This window comes from Clostridioides sp. LIBA-6822 (assembly GCF_056688955.1).
Genome location: NZ_CP196995.1, coordinates 1,147,201 through 1,171,092, shown reverse-complemented (window position 1 = coordinate 1,171,092; position 23,892 = coordinate 1,147,201). Strand labels below are relative to the sequence as shown.

13 protein-coding genes are annotated in these 23,892 nt (G+C 27.1%); 2 read left to right on the top strand and 11 right to left on the bottom strand.

The genetic code is table 11. The features are described 5' to 3' along the window. The first annotated feature begins 4 nt into the window (after positions 1-4). A complete protein-coding gene (locus ACTG48_RS05625; RefSeq protein ID WP_021383844.1) occupies positions 5-805 on the top strand; it encodes an NAD(+)/NADH kinase in 801 nt (266 codons plus the stop codon). A gap of 24 nt (positions 806-829) precedes the next feature. Continuing rightward, entirely contained in the window at positions 830-1,399 is a 570-nt protein-coding gene (gene yfcE, locus ACTG48_RS05620; protein WP_021383861.1) for a phosphodiesterase, read from the top strand. Between the two features lie 172 nt (positions 1,400-1,571). Here yfcE and ACTG48_RS05615 read toward each other — a convergent pair whose 3' ends face one another. The 11 genes from ACTG48_RS05615 to ACTG48_RS05565 form a co-directional block, all read right to left on the bottom strand. Next, positions 1,572-2,618, bottom strand: a complete 1,047-nt coding sequence (locus ACTG48_RS05615) for a cell wall-binding repeat-containing protein (RefSeq protein ID WP_479918355.1) — start codon at positions 2,616-2,618, stop codon at positions 1,572-1,574. A 207-nt stretch (positions 2,619-2,825) separates the two neighbouring features. Further along, positions 2,826-4,052 carry a peptidase T gene (gene pepT, locus ACTG48_RS05610; protein WP_021383813.1) on the bottom strand — a complete coding sequence of 409 codons (1,227 nt, stop codon included), beginning with the start codon at positions 4,050-4,052 and terminating at the stop codon, positions 2,826-2,828. An 89-nt stretch (positions 4,053-4,141) separates the two neighbouring features. Next, positions 4,142-5,194: a sporulation integral membrane protein YtvI gene (ytvI, locus tag ACTG48_RS05605; protein ID WP_479918354.1), complete on the bottom strand. Its 1,053-nt coding sequence runs from the start codon at positions 5,192-5,194 to the stop codon at positions 4,142-4,144. Positions 5,195-5,342: 148 nt separating this feature from the next. Further along, on the bottom strand, positions 5,343-6,596 hold the full coding sequence (locus tag ACTG48_RS05600) for a hemolysin family protein (protein ID WP_052328874.1): 1,254 nt from the start codon (positions 6,594-6,596) through the stop codon (positions 5,343-5,345). Between the two features lie 129 nt (positions 6,597-6,725). Further along, entirely contained in the window at positions 6,726-10,253 is a 3,528-nt protein-coding gene (locus ACTG48_RS05595) for an AAA family ATPase (RefSeq protein ID WP_479918353.1), read from the bottom strand. Then, on the bottom strand, positions 10,240-11,451 hold the full coding sequence (locus tag ACTG48_RS05590; RefSeq protein WP_479918352.1) for an exonuclease SbcCD subunit D: 1,212 nt from the start codon (positions 11,449-11,451) through the stop codon (positions 10,240-10,242). The genes ACTG48_RS05595 and ACTG48_RS05590 overlap by 14 nt, the downstream gene beginning before the upstream one ends. Before the next feature lie 44 nt (positions 11,452-11,495). Next, the gene (gene addA / locus ACTG48_RS05585) at positions 11,496-15,323 is read right to left on the bottom strand and encodes a helicase-exonuclease AddAB subunit AddA (protein ID WP_479918351.1); all 3,828 of its coding nucleotides are present in this window, start codon (positions 15,321-15,323) and stop codon (positions 11,496-11,498) included. Continuing rightward, on the bottom strand, positions 15,323-18,790 hold the full coding sequence (gene addB, locus ACTG48_RS05580) for a helicase-exonuclease AddAB subunit AddB (RefSeq protein ID WP_479918350.1): 3,468 nt from the start codon (positions 18,788-18,790) through the stop codon (positions 15,323-15,325). The genes addA and addB overlap by 1 nt, the downstream gene beginning before the upstream one ends. Next, positions 18,780-19,610, bottom strand: coding sequence for a PD-(D/E)XK nuclease family protein (locus ACTG48_RS05575; protein ID WP_479918349.1), 831 nt, complete (start codon positions 19,608-19,610; stop codon positions 18,780-18,782). The genes addB and ACTG48_RS05575 overlap by 11 nt, the downstream gene beginning before the upstream one ends. Positions 19,611-19,721: 111 nt before the next feature. After that, positions 19,722-21,941, bottom strand: coding sequence for an ATP-dependent helicase (locus ACTG48_RS05570; RefSeq protein WP_021383845.1), 2,220 nt, complete (start codon positions 21,939-21,941; stop codon positions 19,722-19,724). After that, positions 21,934-23,850 carry a hypothetical protein gene (locus ACTG48_RS05565; RefSeq protein WP_479918348.1) on the bottom strand — a complete coding sequence of 639 codons (1,917 nt, stop codon included), beginning with the start codon at positions 23,848-23,850 and terminating at the stop codon, positions 21,934-21,936. Before ACTG48_RS05565 ends, ACTG48_RS05570 begins: the two co-directional genes overlap by 8 nt. Positions 23,851-23,892: the final 42 nt, after the last annotated feature.

The following is a 23,892-nucleotide window of genomic DNA, read 5'->3' as shown; positions in this document are numbered from 1 at the left end:
ATATATGAAAAGAATTATAACTATAAATACAAACCAATTAAATAAGTCCCTTGAGACTAAAGAACTCTTAACTAGAAAACTTATCAATGCTGGCTTTGAAGTGTATTCAGATATTTATCCAGATACAGAGCTCATTATATCAATTGGCGGTGATGGCTCTTTTTTAAGGACAGTTAGAGATTTCGATTTTCCTGAAATTCCTATAATGGGTATAAATACAGGACATCTAGGTTTTTTTCCTGATATTTTACCAGATAAAATCGATAACTTTATTGAAGCTTATCTAAAAAAAGATTATATTATTCAAGAAATGTCACTTCTTAATGCTGAAGTATATACAACTACTAGTGGTTCTAACATGCTTGCTGTAAATGAGGTTGTTATAAGAGGGGACAAGTCTAGAACTATACACCTAAATTTAAGCCTTGATAATAGACATATACAAAATTTTAGTGGAGATGGTATGATTATTTCTACTTCCACAGGTTCAACAGCCTATAACTATTCTGCTGGAGGTAGTATCGTTGATATAAATCTTGAACTTATGCAGATTACACCTTTACATCCCATAAACACCAACGCATATAGGTGTTTTACATCAAGTATAATATGTTCCAATGAATCTATTATAAAAATTGCACCAGAATACAGATTTGAAGATTCTGTATTAATTGTAGTTGATGGAGTTGAACACAGATTTAGACAAATCGAAAATATAAAAATTAGTATATCTGATGCAAAAATAAAATTACTTAGAATGTCAAATTACGAATTTTGGCATAGAGTATCTGAAAAATTTTTATAGACTGCACTTAGGAGGATTTTTAATATGAAAATAGGAATAATGAGTGATACTCATGGTAGCTTGCTTTACTTTGAAAAAGCATTAAATGTATTGTCTGATTGCGATATTCTCTTACATGGTGGAGATGTCCTATATCATGGACCTAGAAATGATATTCCAGAAGGATACAATCCTAAAAAATTTATCGAAGTATTAAACAAGTTAGAAAATATTGTGATTGTAAAAGGAAACTGTGATGCAGATGTTGACCAGATGGTAATAGAACATCCTATTCAAAGTCCTTATGTTATGAGCCAATTTGGTGAAATTAGAATTATATTAAATCATGGTTATACAGAATCAGAGGAAGAAATCGTTGATAAAGCAAAAAAAATGGGTGCTGACATATTAGTTTTAGGACATACTCATGTAAAGAAACTATATATGGATGATAATTTAATAGTTATAAATCCAGGAAGTACTTCTATCCCTAAAGATGGAAGCCATTCTGTAGCAATTATAGATATTATAAAAACTGATGATGAAGATGAACTTGAACTTGATATCAACTTAGTTGACATCAATACTGGAAATATAATAAATATTAATGAATAATAAACTTTGAATAAAAATAAATCAAACTTAATCTGTTAAATTAACAATAAAAAACAAGTAAACTACGCTATTTATATCTCAATTAGAAATTTAAAAGATAGTACCTTAAAATTCTAAATTAAATATAACTTAGTTTACTTGTTTTTTTATATATTCTTATGGATCTACTATATTATTGTAATGCTAATGCTTCTGTATATGGTTTACTATTCTTACCTCCACCAACTTGTACAAATTTATCAGCCTTTACTTTTTTTATAAAATTTTTCTGTGCACTACTTAAACTGCCACTTGCAAGTATTACAGGTGATTTACTCTTCGATGCTAATACTCCAGCAGCAAGTCCATCAACTAAATCAGCTTCTCTTCCACTTCCATCTTTTGCAAAATACATATTATTAACCTTACTTAATTTTTCATAAAACTTTTCTAATACTTTGGCATTTGTATCTTTTCTATCTGTACCAGCTAATCTTTCTGAATTTACTAATTGCCCTTCAAGTTTTTTACTTATACTATATTCTCCACCTACTATGTATGTCTCATTTGAGTTTTGTGTAATAAAACTCTTTGCTTCACTTCCTATACTATCTTTACTTGTGTATATTATAGCCACATTATCACTTGCTGCTGGACTTGATATTGAAGTCGCATCTGCTAGACCATTATATCCATTGACTACAGCTACTTTTGAAACACCTAAATCCCCTGTATCATCCAATTGCTTAGTAAGAAGTAAAGAAGTCTCTTCTCTATCTGCTCCACCAATACGACTTACTAACACTCCCATATCTTCAAGAGATTCTTTTACACTTGATGAAATAGCTCCTTCACTTCCAATTAAAATAACTTCTTCTGGATTGAGTCTTTTTATTTCATCTTCCACATTATATGGTATGCTGTTTTTATTGGTAAGTAATATTGGCGCATCCAATTTACTTGCTAAAGGAGTTGAAGCCAATGCATCTGGTAATGAATTTGAATTTACTAGAAACACTCTCTCTGAACCATTATTCCATCCACTTTGAGATATTTTTATGGCTGTATCAAATCTATCTTCACCAATCAACGTTTCTCCTTTTGGAGATTTTCTGTTTTGAAGATAATGATTTACACCTTTCTCTGTATTTTTACTACTAGTGTCTGCATATACACAACTAGGCATCATAATACCCACTACAAGTGCAAATGCTATTATTTTTTTAGATTTAATTTTCAATATAATTCCCCCTTTTTAAAAGTTAATACCTATTGATATCCATACCTCTTATTGATACCCACAATTAAGAATAATTATCTTTTATAAAAATAATTATAAAAATAGCTACATCATCTCAAATACAATACAAACTTATAATCAGTTTGACTTATAAAGAATGATATAGCTATTATAACTTTAAATGATTAGTTTTTAAATACTTTTTAACTAAACTCTTTCAGCATATTTTTCAGCTATTCTTATAATTAATTTAGTCGCTTTCTCCATAGAACTAACTGGTATACATTCATTTTTACCATGGAAGTTTAATCCTCCAGTAAATATATTTGGACAAGGTAATCCATTAAAAGATAATCTCGCTCCATCAGTCCCACCTCTTACAGGAACTAGACGTGGCTTTATACCTAATTCCTCCATAGCATCTTTAGCTATATCAACTATGAACATAACTGGTTCAATTTTTTCTTTCATATTATAATAAGAGTCTTTTAAGTCTAATTCTACTCTATTGTCATATTTCTTATTTATTTTTTCTATATTTTCTATCATAATAGACTTTCTCTGTTCAAACTTTTCTTTACAATGGTCTCTAATAATATAAGCCATACTTACATTTTCAACATTTCCACCTATAGAATTTAGATGCCAAAAACCTTCATATCCCTCTGTTGTTTCTGGTCTTTCATCTGCTGGAAACATTTCTGATATTTCAGCAGCTATATGTATAGCATTTACCATTTTATTTTTAGCTGACCCTGGATGAACATTTCTACCATGTATAGTGATAGTTGCATTTGCTGCATTGAAGTTTTCACACTCAAGTTCGCCAACTATTCCTCCATCCAAAGTGTATGCATATTTTGCTCCAAATTTTTCAACATCAAATAAATCAGCACCTCTACCAATTTCTTCATCAGGTGTGAATCCTATTTTTATGTCTCCATGTTTAATTTCTGGATGATTTATTAGATATTCTATTGCAGTTACTATCTCAGCTATACCAGCTTTATCATCAGAACCAAGTAAAGTTGTTCCATCAGTAACTATTAAATCATCTCCCTTAAATTCTTCTAATTCTGGAGAATCACTTATATACGTAACAACATTTAATTCTTCATTTAAAACTATATCTTTTCCGTCATAGTTTTCTATTATTCTTGGTTTGATGTCTTTTCCACTAACATCTTCAATTGTATCTAAATGTGATATGAATCCTATAGTATCCACACCATCAGTGTTTCCTTTTAAAGTAGCCATTATATAACTATTTTCATCTAAACTTACATCATCAATACCCATTGATTTTAGCTCTTCAACTATATACTTAGCTAAAACCCTTTGCCCTTCTGAAGATGGACAATTTTCACATTGAGAATTAGATGTTGTATCAAATGATACGTATTTTAAAAATCTTTCTACTACTTTTTGTTTCACGTATATACCCTCTTTCTTATACTATTAATGAAATTTTTTATTTATTAGTGAATAAAATTTTACTTTTTAAAATTTCTGACTTACTATAATTAAAAAATATCCACCTTCTTAAGTATATCATGCATACATACCAAACCCAAACAAAAAATTACGCCAATTATTCCTTTTACTTGGATTCCAATAAAAATTGCAGCAAGCGTCGCAAGTGGATTTAATCCAACATTTACTGATACTAGTTTAGGTTCTAGTATTTCTCTAATTAAAGATAAGATAAAAAATATTACAATCATACTTATAGCTATAAAATAATTTTTTATAAGAAAATAGTAAACAATCACTGGAAGGTATATTGTTATAATACCTAGAAATGGAATTAAATCCATTAAAGCTCCCACAAACCCTACTATCAAACCATATTTCAATCCAAATAAAGCAAAACTCCCCCAGATTGCAAAAAATGTTATAGCCATGAGTATTGTATAAGCCCTTATATATCCAACAAGAGAAAGACCTGCTTCTTTTTTTACGTTTTTTACCTTCTTTCTAACATCAGTAGTAAACATATTGTAAAAATTATTTTCAATTTTATCTAAATCTTTTGCTATAAAATATGTAGCAATAAACAAAGTAATTATAAATATTATAATATATGGGATGGAAGTAGCTAATCCAAGAATACTTGTAAGAAGATTTTTTGTAATTTGCATCACTTCACCACTAAATTTATTTACTAATTGCTCTACATCAAAATTAGCTATTTCTTGAAATGTTTTCATAAAATCATTTATTTTATTTAAGAAATACATAATAGTATTGCTTATATCTTCAGGATTAGTAGATATGTTATTTAAAAATCCCATTAGTTCTTTTACTGAGTTTATTACTATTATTGTAGTAACTGTACTCACTATGGCAACTGCAAGAAAACTTAGAACTAGTGTAGATACACCTTTGTTTATGTGAAACTTATTTTCTAGTTTTTGTGATATAGGATTAATCATAAGTGCTATTATACCACCTAAAAAAAATGGAGCTATGTATGGAAAAGCTTTATAAATAAAAATAAATAAAAATGTATATATACAAAAAAAGATAGTATTATTTTTTAATTTGTATAAGAAATTATTCTCTAGTATGCTCATCTTAAAAATCTCCTTTCTTCTAATTTATATTTTTATTTTGTCCATTTCATACTAGTTTTATTTGAATATAAAATAAAAATAAGTGCATGTAATATAAAATTTAAATTTTATATTACATGCACTCATAATATTTAAGAACATTATCACATTATGTATATATTCTTATTTTTTTAATTCTATTTTTTTCTATACTCTCTATACAAAATCTTATATTATCGACTTCAATTACTTCATTCTCTTCTGGCAATCTGCTCAAATGTCCAATTATAAATCCACCTATAGAATCAAATTCTTCAGATTCTAAGTTTACACCAATAAGTTCATTAACATCACCAATTTTAGTACTTCCATCTACAATATACTCATCTTCTTTTATAACCTGTATTTCATCTTCTTCTTCATCATATTCATCCTCTATATCGCCAACAATCACTTCTACTAAATCTTCTATAGTTAAAAGACCAGATGTTCCACCATACTCATCTACAACTATGGCCATTTGGCTTTTTTCAAGCTTCATCTCTTCAAGAAGTTGTGTTATTTTTTTGAATTCATATGTGAAAAAAGGCTCTCTCATATAGTTTTTAATGTCAAATGATTCTATTTCTTCATCTGATAAAAATATAATGTCTTTTATATTAAGTATTCCTACAATATCATCTATAGTCTCTTCATACACAGGCATTCTACTCAATTTTTCAGTTTTAAATACCTGTATTATCTCATCATAACTATCTTCCATATCTATAGCTACCATATCTATTCTTTGTATCATTGCATTTTTAGCTTGCATATCTCCAAATTCAAATACATTATTTATGATTTCTCTTTCTTCCATTTCAAGGACGCCTTCTTCATGGCTTACATTTACCATGGTTTTTAATTCTTCTTCAGTTATGAATGATTTGGCTCCTTTATTTGTTATACCGAATAATTTAAATATAACACTTGTGATTATGTTAAATACCCATACTATTGGTCTTAATATAAATATAATTACTTTTATAGGTTTGGATACTAATAGAGAAACCTTTTCTGAATTACTTGCTGCTATTGTCTTTGGAGTGATTTCACCAAATATTAATACTAACACTGTCATAACAGCTGTAGCAAGTGCCACTCCTTTTTCTCCCATTAATCCTATAAATAAAGATGTTGATATGGATGTTGCTGCTATATTTACGACGTTATTTCCAACTAATATAGAACTTAAAAGTTTATTTGGATTTTCTATTAATGAACTTACTAACTTAGCTCCTTTAACTCCTTCATCTTGCATATATCTGATTCTGATTTTACTCAATGACATTAAAGCCGTTTCAGATGCTGAGAAAAATGCAGACCCCATAAGTAATACTATTAAAAATATAATCTGAATCAAATTATTGGGCGATTCCAACACTTACCACACTCCTAATTACATGTTTTTATATTAATATTAATTATAAATAACTTTAATATTAGTTTTAATTATATCACAATTATATATTTTTTGGAAATATTAGATAATATATTCAATTAACATATGTTTTTAACTATATTCAATTTTTACTTGAGAACCTACTCCAGCCTCACTAGATGAAACTATTAACTTAACAGGAACTCTATTTTTAAGTTCCTCGACATGACTTATTATACCCACACTTAGATTATTACTATGCAATCTTTCCAAGGATTCTATAACAATTTCTAAAAGTTCACTGTCTAGTGAGCCAAAACCTTCATCTAAAAAGAAGAATTCTAGAGGTGCACTTCCCTTTAATTGTATCTGAGATGAAAGAGCAAGTGCTAGTGATAGAGAAGTTAAGAATGTTTCTCCACCAGATAGGGTATCAATACTTCGTCTTTCTCCTCCATTAAAATTATCTCTCATTACAAAATTCAGTGTCGAATCAATTTCAAGTGCATATCTTCCTTTTGTTATTCTTTCCAATCTTTTTGATGCTTCCAAAGCGATATATTTTAATTGGTTTGTAGAAACATATTCTACAAACTTATTTCCTTGCACACATTTATCTAATTCCTCTAATAAATCTACCTGATGTTCAACCACTTTAAGTTCTTTATTAAAATCATTTATCTTATCTAAAGAGTCTTTTAATGTTATTAGCTTATTTTGATTAGCTCCAATATCTTTCGATATATTACCTATCTCAACTTTTAGATTATAAATCTCGTCTTTTAATTGCTCAAAGTATTCCTTCTTTACAGTCCTTCCATTTAACTTTTCTTTTGATGACTTTATTTTAAATGTCAATAATTTTTGTTCTTCTTCATACTCTAATATCTCTTCAATTAATTTTTTTATTTCATCGCCATCTAATAAAGCTCTCTTTACTGCATATATACTTTCAAATTTATTTTCTGCTAGTAATCCATTTAATATTAATTTTTGTTCTTTATATTGCTCTCTAGCTGTTTTAAGCCTACCATCTATATTGTGTTTTTCAGCAATATTTTTTTCATACTCTAATCTTTGCTCTTCTAATTTTTTTCTACTTGATTCTTCTTGTTCTAATATCTTACATATATTTTCTTCAACATTATGTAAAAGATTTTTAGCCAAATCACCCTTAGTTATGTTAATAACTTCTTTATACTTATTTTCTCTATGCACTTTTTTTTCTACATATAATTCTCTAGCTCTTATTAACTCTATCTCTATCTCATGTAGTTTACTTTCATTTTCTCTTATTTTAAGGTCTAATGAGTCTCTATTTTTTAACAACTTTGAGTATCCAGTGCTTAATAATTCTAATTTTTTTTCATTTTCTCTTATTTCTTCTACCTTTGATGATAAATTAGAAACTTTAGTAATCGTCTTTAACCCTATATACTCCTGTTTTAGTTTTCTACATTTATTTTCTAGACTTTCTATCTCTGTATTTAAGTCTCTCGTTAATTTCTTATAGTTATTCAAGCTTTCTTTTATTTTTAATTCTTCTTTTTCAACCTTATTCTTTTCTTCTTTAACCAGAGTTATCTTATTTTCGGTATCTTCTTTCTCTTTCTCCCATTCTTGAATGTTAGATTTAAGCAAAGCAAGTTTTCTTTGTTCGTCATCAAGCTTTTTTAATAATTGACTAGATGGAATATCACCTAGCTTTCCTTTTACATCTTCCAATTCTTTAGTTTTCATTTTTTCTACAGACAAATATCCACTTACTTTAGCATTTAATTCCTCTATATTGCGTCTTATACTTAATTTTTCTTTTTCCTGTTTCTCTAGTTTTTCCTTGACAAAAGCTATATTTTCATCATATTTGGTTATATTATGGTTTTCATGATGTTTTGACCCACAAACTGGGCATGGCATATTTTCTTTTAACTCACGTCTAAGTTCAGATGCTAAATTTAAATATTTTAGTTCTTCTAGCTCTTTTTCCAAGTCTTCTCTGTTTTTTCTATTATTTTCAAGTTTCTCATTTAGTAAATTTATTTCTCTTTCAGTATTAAACTTGCTTTCTAGTACTATCTTTAATTCATCTTGTATACTATTCTTCTTAATTTCATTTTCTTTAGTATTGTTTGCTTTATTTCTTAATTCAGTTACATATTCAGATTTTAAAAGTAAATCTGCACTCTTACCAGGACATTTTTTAAGAAGAACATCTAAGTGAAGAGATAAATTGTCTAAATTACGTTTTGTATCATTTTTATCTTTATCAATATATCTGATTTTTAAATTTATGTCTTCTGTCTCTTTTAGTATTTCTTCTAGTTTATTTATTTTTTGATTCTTCTCTTCTAAGACCTTATTATAATCTTTCTCATATTCATATGCTAAAAATATCTTTTGCTTTAATTCAGCACTTATATTTACTTTATCAATTTTTCCTTCAACTTCTTTTATGGACTTAATTACTGCATCTTTTCTAGATTCAGCCTCTTGTTTTACTTTTTCTAATTCTACTTTATTCTTATTTAAATTAATTCCATTTTCTTTTAACTCTTTTAACTCTTTATCCAGTAAAACTAACTCCTCTTCTAGTTTTATTGCCTGTTGTAACCTTATTTTTTCTTCACTTAACTTAGGGACTTCTTCATTTTTAATTCTACTTATTTTTTCATATCTATTTTTTATGACCTCAAGTTCTTGATTTAATATCACTAATTTCTTTTCTAAATTATTTACAGTAAAGCTATCTTCATTTATTTTTTTTTCTAGATTTTGAACAGAGCCTATGTATGGGTCTACTTTTCTTGCATTATTATCACTTTCTACAGTAGTAGTTTTTTCCTTTATCTCGTTACTTTTTAAATTAAGTTCATTTTTTCTACTCTCATTTTTCTCTAATTTTAATTGCTCTTCATATACTGCCTTACTCTCTTCATAGGATTTCTGAGCCAAATCTAAAGCTTTATTCTTCTCTTTTTCTATTTGTTTTAATTCTATTAATTCTTGGTTTATATTGTTGTATACTTCTTCTGTAATTCCATCATATTGACTTAATTTTGATTTTAAATCTTTTAAATTTTGTAAATGTAGATTTTTTCTCTTTTTTACTTTTTCTCCAAGACTTCTTCCATATTTCTCAAGATTGAAAATTCTCTCTAGCATATCTCTTCTATCCGCACGTGACAATCTTAGAAACTCATTAAATTTATCTTGTGGCAAAACTACTGACCTAGTAAAATCATTAGCTGTTAATCCTACAACTTGAGCTACTTTTTCATTCACTTCCACAACCTTATCAGCTAAAACATTTTTAGTATTGTCATTCAATATCTCTATTAATCTAGCATTAGAAGTCTTTGTCCCTGTTTTACTTCTAGCAATAGTCCTATCTACAATATACCTTCTTCTAGTATTTTTACTTCCTATCTCAAATTCATACGATATAATTGCCTTATCACATACGCTATTTATATATTCTTTTGTATTTCTGGATATATTTCCATACATAGCAATGGTTATTGCATCTAAAATTGTAGATTTTCCACTTCCAGTAGTTCCAAATATCCCAAACAAACCTCTTTCAATTAGCTTTTCAAAGTCTATAACTTGTTTATCAATGTAGCTATTAAGTCCTGTAACTTCTAACCTAATTGGTCTCATCTGCTGATTCACCCTCTTCACTTATTATATCTAGAAATAAATCCATAAGCTCCCCTTTTGGCTCTACACCCCTACTAAAAGAATAAAATTCTTTAAATAACTCTGCCATAGACTTTTCTTTTATATCTACACTTTCTTGTTCATAACAAGATGTTATTATTGGTTTTATTTCTATTATGTCTTTTAATAATTCCTTCATTTTTTTTATTTCATTCTGTGATATTATCTCATCGGTATTTATTTCAAAGTATGACCAAATATCTCTATCTTGATTTTGCTCACATATATCTAAAGCTTCTTCTATACCATTACATTTAAATACTTCTATAGGTTTATAATTATTAAAATATACTTCCTCGATTATTGGTTTTTCACCAGCTTTTATATCCACTATGTATGCACCTTTTGTATATGCTCTTTCATCTTTACTATATTGAAGTGGAGAACCTGAATAGTATGCATTTAAACGTTCAGAAGCTTTTTGTTGTTTATGCAAATGTCCTAATGCAGTATATTGAGCTTTTTCTGGTAAGTCTTTTCTTTCAACCAAAAAACTCCCCCCCAGTTGTATTGGTCTTTCTGATTCAGTACTCTCTCCACCTATTACAAATATATGTGATACTGCTATATTTATAGTATCACTTCTAAAATTTTCTTCTAAACTTTTAAATATATTGCCTACTTTTTCAGAATAAGTTTTTTGTTTTTCCAAATCATCTTCACTTGAAAAAACTTCATTTAACCTTTTTTCACTTGGATAAGGTAATGTAGCAATTACAACACTTTCTCCATTTATATCTAGTGTTGTGCATCCTTGTATTGAATCTGTTATTTCAAATCTTTCATACTTAGCTTTGGTTGTAGAACTTGATGGATATCCAAATATAAGTATTCCTTGTTCATGTGCTAGAGGTGTTATTGCAGAAAGTCTCTCTGGATTATCATGGTTTCCTGAAATTATTAATACACACCTTTGCCCATTATTAGCAAGTTTTGAAACAGTTTGATAAAACAGTTTTTCTGCTTGTGCTGGAGGATTCGAGGTATCATATATATCTCCCGCAATTACAACCATATCAATTTCATTTGATTCTACTATTTTTATAAATTCCTCACAAAACTTTGCTTGTTCCTCAATTCTAGAATGGCCCTCTAGGGATTTCCCTAGATGCCAATCTGATGTATGAATAAATCTCATCTTTTCCCCTTCCTCTATCTTTATGTTTAATTTATATAAAAAAACTAATAACAAACAGCTTCATCAACACCAAATAAATATATACATTTTTCTTTTACTGACTTCCCAGTTAGAGTTTCAATAACATCTGCATATAAATCTAGTTGTTTTTTATATTTTTCTATTATTTGGTTTATATTTTCTTCATTTACAAAGTCGGTTTTATAATCAACTAAAACTATTTGATTATCTTCCTCAAAATAAGCATCAACTATACCTCTTAACATGACACTTTCTCTATCATAAAGTTTTTTATCATCATTTTTTATCAATTCTTCATAAATATATATATCTTTCATATTCACTTGTGCATAAATTGATTTTTCTCTATTTATAAGTTCAGCATTCAGCATTCTTTTCCCTATGTCGGAAGCAAAAAACTTATATATTTTATATGGATTTACTATACTAGCTTGTTTTTCTGTTATTACGTCTTTTGAAATAAGGCTTTTTATTTGTAACTTTATATCATTTACAGTATTTACTTTTTTTAAGTCTAAAACTTCCATAACTAAATGGACTATTGTACCTCTTTCTGCTCCATTTATCTTTTCTCTTTCTTCATCATTTTGAATAAATAGAGGTTTTTTTAGTATTACTTTTTGTTCAAAGATAGTATTTATTAATTCTTCTTCATAGTTATTTTGTATTTTTTTTATTTCTGTAACAGATATACTAGCAGGTTTTCTTGTACTAAACTCATATGGATATACATAATTTAATTTTCCTTCTATTTCAGTATAATAATCACTGTCATGCTTATCTACATCTATTTTTTCAAGGATTTCTTCAATACTTTCATTTTCTTCATTAGTCTTTCTTTCTATTAAAACATCATTCTTGTTCCATAGTTTTCCACTCCATTTTGAATTATGGTCAACATTAAAGACTGCATCTAAGCCTACTTCTTCCAATAAATTAGACAAATCCTTATGTTTTAATACACAAGGCATTATCCAATCCAGAAAATTTTTACCTTTTAATATCTCGTATTGTGATATTGTATCCAGACCTTCAATTCCATTTGCCCATCTTTTTATACTATCTTGTATATTTCTAGTAGAACCTGTTATAATTAATTTTTCTTTTGCTCTTGTAAATGCAACATATAAAACTCTCATCTCTTCTGATAAATTTTCTATATTTATTTTACTTTTTAATGCTTCTTTGGCTATACTTGGAAAAGAGATTCGTCTTTCATAGTCTACAAACTGAGGTCCATACCCTAAATTATGATGATATAAAATACTCTTTTTAAAGTCTTGAGTATTGAAATTTTTACCCATTGCAGAACATATAACTACTGGAAATTCTAATCCTTTACTTTTATGGATACTCATTATCCTAACAACATTTGCATTTTCACCAAGTGTCTTTGCACTTCCCATATCAGAACTGGATTTTTTTAATTTTTCTATAAAATTTACAAAGTTGAATATTCCCTTAAAGCTAGTTTCTTCAAATTGTTTTGCTCTTTCAAACAGTACTTTTAAATTAGCTTGTCTTTGACTTCCACCTGGTAATGCTCCAACATAAGCATAGTATCCAGTCTTTGTGTACAAATACCAGATAAATTCGTCGGTACTCATGTACATTGATTTTTCTTTAAAGTCCTTTAATTTAACAAAAAAATCCTTGCTTTTACTTATACATTCTTTACTTGGTACAAACTCAGACTTATTTTCATTTTGATAATCCGTAAACTCGTCATACTCTGATGTACTTTCTAAAACCTCATAAAAAGTCTTATCTTTGTTCTGAATTCTAATATCAATCAAATCCTCTGGCGTAAATCCAAATATAGGAGATTTTAATACAGATATAAGTGGTATATCTTGTATTGGATTATCTATTATTTGAAGTAATGATAATATAGTTTTTATTTCAATTGTATCAAAATACCCTACTCCAACATCTGCATAGGTTGGTATATCCATATTCATCAATTCATCTGCAAACACTGGAGCCCATGCAGATGTAGCTCTTAAAAGAATCACTATATCTCTAAATTCAACAGGTCTATATCCATCAATTCCTTTATCGTATACTTTTTGAATTTTTCCATCTTCGTTAACTTTCATTAAATCTTTGATAATCTTTCCAACCATTCTAGCTTCAAGTTGTATATTATCTAACTTTTCTTCTTCTTCTAATTCATTTTCTTCATTATTGGCATTATCATCTTTATTATTTATAATATCATCATCAAGTTTATTATCTTTTTGTATAAGATGTATTTCTGTTGCTCCACCAACAATAGAGGTTTCATCTGTGTCTAACTTAAAATCAGCTCCCAAATTTAGTCTTTCTTTTTCCGTATATTCAATTTCTCCTATATTTTCATTCATTATATTTTCAAATATATAATTTACAGCATCTACAACTTCTGCTCTACTTCTAAAGTTTTTATAAAGCATTATTTTTCTATGAGAACTTCCCTTTTTATCATTGTAGTTATTGTATTTTTGTAAAAATAATTCTGGCTTTGCTTGTCTAAATCTATATATACTCTGCTTTACATCTCCAACCATAAACCTATTTGGTGTTTCTGTGTTAGCCACAGCTTTAAGTAATACTTCCTGTACTAAATTACTATCTTGATATTCATCTATAAATATCTCATAAAACCTCTTCCTATATCCCAATGCTATATCAGAAGGTATAATATTACCTTCTTCATCTACATTTGTTAGTATATTTAAGGCAAAATGCTCTATATCATTAAAATCTATTATTCCTTTTTCGCTTTTCTTATTACTATATTCCTCTTCAAATCTCAGTACAATATTAGATATAGGCTTGACTATATTATAAAGATATTTTATTTCTTCTTTAATTGAGTCATTATCTTTATTGAATGTAGCATTTACTATACTTTCTAAAGATTTTTTAGCTTTATCTCTCATAGCCTTTGCTTTTTCTTTTGATTCTTTTATATATGAAGGAGCATCTTTCGGGATTCTTTTTATTCCTTTTACATAGTTTTCAAAAGACATACCTGCCATCTTTTCATACGCTTCATTCCAGGATTTATTACATGCTTCTGAAATATCTACTATTTTTTTATACTCAATAGCTAACTTTTCTGCAAAAGTTTCTAATTCTTCTATTGATTCAACTTCTTTTAATGCCTTTTCCATATTTAAACAAAGACCATTAATTTCTATTTTTACAGTATCTAATATAGCTCTAGCCCAAATAGACTGTGAAAAATCAAAATCCTCATCGATATTAAATCTCTCTGCTGAATCAATTAACCATTTTTTAGGTTTAGGAGAAGCCATTGCAAATGAGTATATTCCTAAAATAATATCTTGTACTTCCTTGTCTCCTCCTCTTTCTGCATAACTTTCAACTAAATTTAAAAAACCCTCATTTCTTTCTTCATACAAGGTTTCAAATACATCTTCTATTGCTTCTTGTTTCAAAATAGCACATTCAGTTTGGTCTCCTATTCTAAAATTAGGGTCTAAGTTTATTCTATGAAAGTTTGATTTTATAACATCCAAACAAAATGAGTGTATTGTTGTAATGCTAGATTTATTCAATAGAACCAGTTGATTTTGTAAATGTTTATTTTCTGGATTTTCATCTAGTGATTTTCCTATAGCATCACCTATTCTCTCTCTCATCTCTGATGCAGCAGCATTAGTAAATGTAACAACTAATAACTTATCTATATCGATTGGATTTTCCCTACTTGTTATCATTTGAATTATACGCTCAACTAGTACTGCTGTTTTTCCTGACCCAGCAGCTGCTGCAACCAATAAATTGCAGTCTCTACTTTCTATGACTTCTAGTTGCTCTTTTGTCCATTTAGGAGAACTCACTAATCAACATCTCCTTTCATCATTTTTATTATCTCTTCATTGCTTTTATTGTTTAGAATTTTATATTTATTATCTTTCATAGTTGAATCAAATTGACATATGGCTGAATAATCACAAAAATCACATGATGTTCCATCTTTATGTTTATATGGAGCTATACATATTTCTCCACTCAACATGTCCTCACATAAATCTTTTATAGCATGTTTTACATATTTTCTAAGTAGTTTAAAATCCTCATAAGTTACTGCTGATGTACTTTTACCTACATTTCCATCTTTAGTAAGACCTACTGGTATTACTAAAGAGTTTTTTCGTTCTCCATCTATTAATGATTTATCCATTTCTTTTATTATATGTGAATCTTTTATTACAAGCCCTTTCATTCTAAGCTCTTTTAGTATTGCTTCTTGTATTTCTTCATCATCTTTGTCTTCATTAAATTTTGCTATTGGATTATTTATTCTACAATATAATATTGCAGCTGGATTTATATTTATATCTTCACCTTTTACACTTTCAAGGATTGCATCTAAATACACAAGTAATTGTAATTGTAGACCATAATATATTTCTGTCAAACTTATGGATTTATTACCTGACTTATAATCTACTATTCTTATATATTTATTTTCTCCTTCTTTAAATTCATCAACTCTGTCTATTTGCCCAATTAGATTTACTTCTTCTCCATTGTCTAATACTATTTTTATAGGAGGATATTTTCCGTCTCTTCCAAAATTAACTTCATAATCTATTGGTTCAAATGAACCTTGTTTTATTTGTTGACTGATTATATCTACAGCAGTTGTCAACATATTTTTTAATCTATATGCAAGATATTTGTACCTTTCTGAACTATTTAATATATACCCTGGTATCTTTGAAATTATTTCATCAAATATTATACCTATCTTTAATTCTATATACTTTTCATCAATGTCTCTCCAAGATAAATTATCTTGTGAAAGCTCCTTTGAAAATCTATCTAAAATATTGTGAATGAAAGTTCCCAAATCTGGTGGTGTAAATGAGTATTCTTTACGTTTTCGAGCTTTTAAACCGTACTGTATGAAATAAGCAAATGGGCACTCTGCATATTTTTCAAGCCTAGATATACTGAGAGAATTACTTTTATATAACGACCTTATCTTTTTCTCTTCAATCTTATGAACTTGATTAGTATAACTAAGACCTTTTATAACCTTTTTTGTTATGGAACTATACATTTCATCCTTTAGATAATATCTATATATATCTAGCCAAATACTATTAATATCTTCTTTATTATAACTATCACTATCATAATTTTTTATTACATTTATAAGTTCATTAAATGTAGGTGATTTAACAGTTATTTTTTTTAGTATATCTTCATCATTTTGCTTATCTTCTTCTACTAAATAACTTTTATTTTCTATATTTGGAAATATCTTTTTAAGTCTTGATATAATTATTGATGGTCTAAGAGTTTTACCCTCATGGTCAGATATCGGATATGTTATGATTAAATTCTCAGATGTAGAGGTAAGAGCCTTATATACTAGAAATTGTTCTTCAAAACTTCTAGTTTTACTATCAATGTCAACTTCAATTCCTTTACTTCCAAGGCTTTCTCTATCATTATCACTCAATATCCCACTATCCTTTGTAATCAGAGGAAATACACCATCAGTAGTTCCAATTAGATATAAATATTTAGTATTTGGATTTTTCATTCTATCAATACTACTTACAAGTACCTGGTCTATACTAGGAGGAACTAGTCCTAATTCATATTCATCAAAACCTAAAGTTATCAGTTTTATAAATTTTTCTAAAGAAATTATTTCATCACCCATAAGCTCGACCATTTGGTCTAGTACATCCACTACTATATCCCAAACTTGTGAGTATTGATTGGCAACATCAAGTTCCCCTTTATCTTTAAAATTTACTATTAAACTTTCTATAGTTTCTGGCATATTTATATCTAGTAAAAATTCATATATATATTTACATATTTCTTTTACTCTATTTTTTCCTTTTAATTTTTCTTGTAAAGTGATTATTGGCTCTAATACTCTATTTTTTATTTCATTTATTTTGTCTTTTAATTCTAGCTCAAATTCACTTTCTTCACTAGAAAGACTCTGTGTTATTCTATAGTCCCATTTTTCATCAAACCATTTCTTACCTTTAATTCCATTAGCCAGTACATAATTTTCTAGTAAATTTATATCATTATTATCAATTCCTATAAGTCCACTTTTTAAATATCTAAACATAGTCTCATATCCATATCGTCTATTTTTCATTTCTAAAGCTGAAATAATTAAAATAACTATTGGATTACTTTTTGCTTCTCTCTTCTTATCTATAAAATTTGGTATATTATATTGGTTAAATATAGAATGTACTAAAAAATCATATCTATTTAAATCTCTTGTAGCAATAGTTATATCTCTATATCTAACATTCTTATCTCTAACTAAATGTACAATTTCTTTAGCTATTTCTTCTACCTCTGAATATAAATTATTAAATTCTTTGATTTTTATATTTTCAGTTGGTTTTAAATATGTTTTATATGGATAAGCATTATAAAATCTTTCTAAGTGTTGTAATTCTTTAATTTCCTCAAATCTTTTTATAACACCTGTATTCAAATTTACTTGTGGTAGTATTTTTATTCCTTCTTCATTGCACAATTGAGTTAATTTTGAATAAGTAAATTTAGTTCTAGAAAATACATCTGCTTTACTATATCCAATATAATTAATATCATCAACAGTCAAAGAAATACTGACATTTTTAGTTTTGTTTAATATGCTCTTTATTACATTGTACTGATTTGGTGTAAAACCTGTAAATTCATCTATATAAATACAAGCTCCTTCTAAATAACTACTTAATTCTATCCTATTTGCCAATGAAGTTAGCATATCTTGAGCATCTACATAATTTTCATGTAGTTTTCCTTCAAAAGAATTATATATCTTACTTATGTCTTTTAATTTTAGGCTTAAAGTCTCATTATCTAATTCTCCAGATATATTCTCTAACATCTCAGGACTTATATTATACTGTTTCATTTCTGATATCATATCTGTAATTGAACTTACAAAACCAGATTGTGATTTTGATTTTGAAAATACATTTAATTCTTCACTTACATCTTCAATTGCTCTATATACCATCATTGCTTTTCCACTAGAATTTATATTTACATCAGTTAATCCTCCTGCTTGAGAAAAAACTATATTACTTAGTGTTTTGAAACTAAGCACCCTAACTCTTAAATACTTATCTTTTTCTTTACCTAAAAATAGTTTACTTACTCTATTTTCAGCCTCAAATGTGTATTGTTCTGGAACTAAAAGTATAATTGATGTAGTTTCATTTTTTTGAGCTTCTCTTTTAATTTCATCTAGTATATAAGTAGATTTTCCACTTCCACCTCTACCTAATATAAACCTAAGTCCCATAAATTTCCGCCTCCAAAATACTATAATCTATTTCTTTACCATTACATAATTTATTGAATTCACAATACTTGCAATGATTCTTGTTTCTATAGCACATACGTTCTTCTTTATTATATACCTTTTCTATATCATTGTATAGATTGTCTTCGTATGTATGTTCTTCATAATTAGTATTCTTTATCATACTTATATAAGTTTGAATTTTATTTTTATTTGTTTCATGCTTTTCCTCGTCATATGAAATGATGATTGGTAGGTCATCAAATTCAGGTTGATAGTATCTCATATTTATATCTTTAACATTTATGTCCATTTTTAAAACTTTTGGGATTACTTCTTTTGCTAAAAACATATAAACAATTGTTTGTATTCTATTTTCTACATTTTTATAGTCAATTTTTTTAGACTCAGTTTTCCAGTCCCATATCTCTATACTGTCTTTTCCAATTACAACTAAATCATACTTTGCCTGTATTGTATCTCCTTTTAAAGTCATCCTTACTTCATATTCTGGTAGATATATTTTATCTTCTTTAATAGGAACGACTTTTTTTATATTTTCAATCCATTTTAAAAATTTTTTACTATTTTTATCACCTTCATTAGAATAGATTCCAAGGGGTATATTACTAAAATATCTTTCGCAAATTAAATGAAAATCTCTTCCTGTTTTTAAACTTTCATAATACTCTCTACTACCAATATCATCATTTTTCCAATTTATTCTATCAATATATTTATATTTAAACTTCAATGGACATGATTTATATGTGTTAATTGAATTTTGACTATAAGAAAAATATTTTAATTTATCATTCACTCATATCACTTTCCTCTTAATTTTATTTTTAATAACTATTTACTACTATATATTGTTTTAACTTTTTTCAATCAATATTTTAAACAATATATTGATGTAACTTATCATATATTAATTTGACCTCTTTTCAATAATATGTCGGTTCAGTCTGCTTAAATATATACTTGGTTTTTGCTCTTTTCTTTTATTGCCTATATCATTTTCATCTCTATAAGCACTTCCTGAAAGTACTAACATCTCCTTTGCTCTAGTAATTCCTACATATAAAAGTCTAATTTTTTCATTTATAGAATCAATCTTAGTCTTATGAGCATAATCAGTTGAGATACTTCCTTTTAATATAGCTTCGATTTCTGATTTAATAATTGCCATAGGATTTTTGTATTTTTCTTTTAAATACCATTTATCACTCTGAAATTTTTGATTGATATTGTCAGGGAAATTATATTCAACAAGACCTAATAAAAACACACAATCCCACTCCATTCCCTTTGACTTATGATAATTACATAATGTTATACTACCAGGCTCTGGCTCATATCCATTTATCTCATATACTACATCTATTATGTGATTGAATACTTTATTTTTTACATCGAATAATAAATTATATACATCCTCTAAATCCATATGTATATTTTCTGATACTAGATACTTTATATAAAAAGATATATAATCAAGTACAGCCTTATCTTCTTTTTCTAAATTAAGTTTTTTGCCAATAAATAAAACTAATAAGTCTAACCTTATTATTGGATATTCTAATATATGTTTTATAATATCTATTCCTTTTTTGAAATTCAAATATACCTCACTTTCTTCATTAATTTCTATTAAATCAGTGTCTAACTTACTAAATTCAAAATTGTAGATGATTTCTTCTGTCGAATAGTCTTTTAATACTTCTAAAAAATTCTTCTCATCTGCTTCATTATCAATATTTATAAAAACCTTATCAAGTACATTTATTAGCTTTTCTACATCATCACAATGTAGCATAAAATCAATAATAGATGCTATGTTGTTTATAATCTTCCTCTTACTCAAAGAATTTGGCCCTAATTCTTCAAAAGTTAGATTGTACTCCCTAAGTTCTTTAGCAACTTGTGTAACTTGTTCATTAAATGGGACTAATATACCTATACTTTTATCTGGGTATTTATTTTTTATCCCTTTAACATATTTAGCAGTTTGCTCTATTTCATTTTTCCAACTCTCATACCACTTTACATTTATATTATAATGTTCTGGGTTAGGATTTTCTTTATACCCCATTCCATTTGGTACAGTCTTTATTTGCATATCTTCAAGAGCATGTCTACATTCTTCCTGTCTAAATTCCTTTGTAACATAATCCACAAGAGTATTTGCTAAATCAAGTATATCTTTTGAACTTCTATTTGACATATTCATCCTGTGACAGAAATCTGCATTATTTATAAATTCTTTAAAAAATCTGGGGTCTGATGATGAAAAAGTTCCTGTTATACTCTGATTTATATCCCCAACCCTAACTAAATTTTTATTTTCGCTAGATATAATTTTTATTATATTACCTTGAATTTCATTTGAATCCTGACATTCATCTTCAAAAATATATTTGTATCTAGTCTGAAACTTCTTTCTAAGTGCTTCATCTAAACTCAAAGTTTTTTCTGCTAAAATTAATATATCATCATAATCTAATAACCCATTTTGCTTCAACTTCCTATCATATAACTTATATATTGGTAAAATAATTTTAAGCATTCCTTTATGCCCTCTTGACAATATTTCTTCAAGTTTATCTGGAGAAATACCTTTATACTTAAGTTCACTTATTGCATTTCCTGCAAATTCAAAAAAACCTCTTTCCCAAGCTTCAAGAGTTATTTCTTTCCAACGCTCATCTTTTTGCTCTTTTAGAAACCATCTAAAAGCTCTTTCTCCTCCTTCAAATCTAAATCTATTTATACATTCATTTAATATAATATTTTTTTGTAAATCGTCAGCTATATTAAAATCCTCACTTAACATTACAGCTTCTGGTTTTTCCTTTATTATCTTTACAGCTAAACTATGTATGGTCATTACTTCATATGAACTAGCATCATCTATTTTATTCTCTTCAAGAATTTTTTTTATTCTACCTTTAAAATTATTTACAGCACTGTTCATATAAGTAAGAACTAATATCTTTCCACCTTTATGCTTCTGCTCAAGTAATAGCTTTGCTACTAAGTTTGTTATTATAAATGTTTTTCCTGCACCTGGTACTGCTGGTACCGCCATAGTACCATTATCATAATTTATTATTGGTATCTGATCTTCTCTATAATTTATATTAATCATAATTTTTATCTCCTTTATGTGAGATTTTTAAAAGTATACTATATAACATACTTTCTTGAATATATCCATTAATCGTATACTCACTCTTGTATGCATAAATTTTATTTGCATTTAGTAACAAATTATATACAGTATTGTATAGATAATATTTCTTATAATATTCTTCCATTTCATTTGTATAAATCTTTTTTTCCTCAAAAGATTTTCTAAGTACAATTAAATTGCTTATATCTTTTTCTATTTTCATATTCCAAGCATTACTTCCTATATCTACCCATATTTGTATACTTCTATCTATATTTGATGATATATACGAATAAGGAGTAGTTATTACTATTTTATCTTTAGATTTTAACTCTTCCATATCAACAACAGAGTAATAATCATTTATTGTAGTCTTTAAAGCTTCTATGAATATCTTTTCTTCTCTCATATCAAGTAAACTTATACTTTCACTAAAAGATTCACTTTCAGCTATTATCTTTTTACATAACCCAACATTCTTCTTACCTTCTTTTAAACCTAGCATTTTATCTATATAGAACTGAATTAAAAATTCATGTATTTTTATATCACTTTTCTTCTTTTCTTCAATATACTGTAAAATGTCACAGTACTGACTATATCCATTTATATTATCAATACTTAAATTTCTTGTTTCATTGAGAATTTTAAATGCCTTTATCCTATTTATTTCTAAAAGAGTTTCTAAAAAACTTAAATATTCATCTTCTTTTATAAAATCTAAATGCCCATAAAATATACATGTAGCTACTACCAGTGCATTTCCATATGGATAATCTATAACTTTTTTATCCTTTTTAGTATTAAAAACATCTATATTTTTTTCTATCAAAGAGTCTCTAATCTGATACTCCAATATAGTATTATTTATAGGAGATATAATTGCTATATCTCTTGGAGATATACCATCTTCTATAAGAGATATAATTTTTTCACTTATTAAATCTAACATTTCATTGTACAGTTGGCTTGATTGATTTAATTCCACTTTTGCATTTAATAAGTATAAGTCTTCTATTCCTATGTTCTTCTTTTTAATCTTATCTTTTTCTTGTGATTCAATTTTTGATATTATCTTTTCATTTATATAGTCCATATCTGCATTATTAAATACAGAGTAATCTTTGCTATAATCAATATATATATAACTTTCCAATACATTATCTAATGCTTTTACAATAAAATCAACTTCTACATTACTTGAATTTTCAAGGCTATCCACTATTATATATCTCACTTCTTTAAATAAGTTTTTTATATAAGAATCATCAGTAAGCAGATATTGATTATATAGATATACACTTAATGCATTATCTAAAATTGAGTTTGATAATAATGAGTCTATATAATATGATATAATTTCATCCATTTGAGTATATGAAAATCTATATATACTATCTCTGTTTTTCTTTGATGAATATATTTTTTCTCCAATAAAATCAAAATCAATTAAATTGAATGCAGATTTGTTTATATTGGTCATTATACTATTTGCTATTGATTTATTTGTTCCTGTAATATCTTCAAAATAACCTTCTTGTATCCTTTTTTCCTTAACTTTTTGTACTATTAAATATTCACTTAAACTGTTTGATATAAACGTTGGAGATACAGGTTTTTTACTTATTTTATTACATTTTTCTATTATGAGTGGCCAATATTTCAATAATTCTTTTTTTACAAAACCTATATATGTTGTTATTTTCAACTCTTCACTATAATCTAATTTTAAAGACCTTTCATATCTTATTTTTGTATTATTATTTGGTACCAATAGAATAATACTTCTTGAATTATTATAGTTTTTTTCTAATATTTCTCTATATTTATCTAAAGGTTCATCTCTATATTCTCTTAAACCACTTTTTTCAAATAAATATTCCACATAATCACCTTCCTCAATTAAATTAAGTGTATATTATCTAAT